1 protein-coding gene is annotated in these 447 nt (G+C 63.1%); it reads right to left on the reverse strand.

The window, feature by feature from the left end; genetic code table 11:
* Window positions 1-446 (reverse strand): electron transfer flavoprotein subunit beta/FixA family protein (locus SJH88_RS19425; RefSeq protein WP_274755415.1); only part of this gene is annotated, 446 nt, incomplete at its 3' end.
* Window position 447 lies beyond the last annotated feature (1 nt).

The raw sequence follows: 447 nt of genomic DNA on the forward strand, positions 1-447 counted from the left end.
GCGACTTCGACCTTGGAGGCGAAGGTGGCCTGGGGCAGGTCGGCCAGGGCCGCCAGCATCTGGCCGGTCTGGTTGTTGTCGCCGTCAATGGCCTGCTTGCCCAGGATCACCAGGCCGGGTTGTTCCTTGTCCACCAGGGCCTTGAGCAGCTTGGCAATGGCCAGGGGCTGCAGCTCGGCGTCGGTCTCCACCAGGATGGCGCGGTCGGCGCCAATGGCCATGGCGGTGCGCAGGGTTTCCTGGCACTGGGTCACACCGCAGGACACGGCGATCACTTCGCTGACCACGCCCTTTTCCTTCAGACGCACGGCTTCTTCCACCGCGATTTCGTCAAACGGGTTCATGCTCATCTTGACGTTGGCGATGTCCACGCCTGTGCCGTCGGACTTCACGCGGACTTTGACGTTGTAGTCCACCACGCGCTTGACTGGAACCAATACCTTCATG

It is taken from the genome of Comamonas sp. GCA5 (assembly GCF_036541385.1).
GTDB classification, from domain to species: domain Bacteria; phylum Pseudomonadota; class Gammaproteobacteria; order Burkholderiales; family Burkholderiaceae_C; genus Comamonas; species Comamonas aquatica.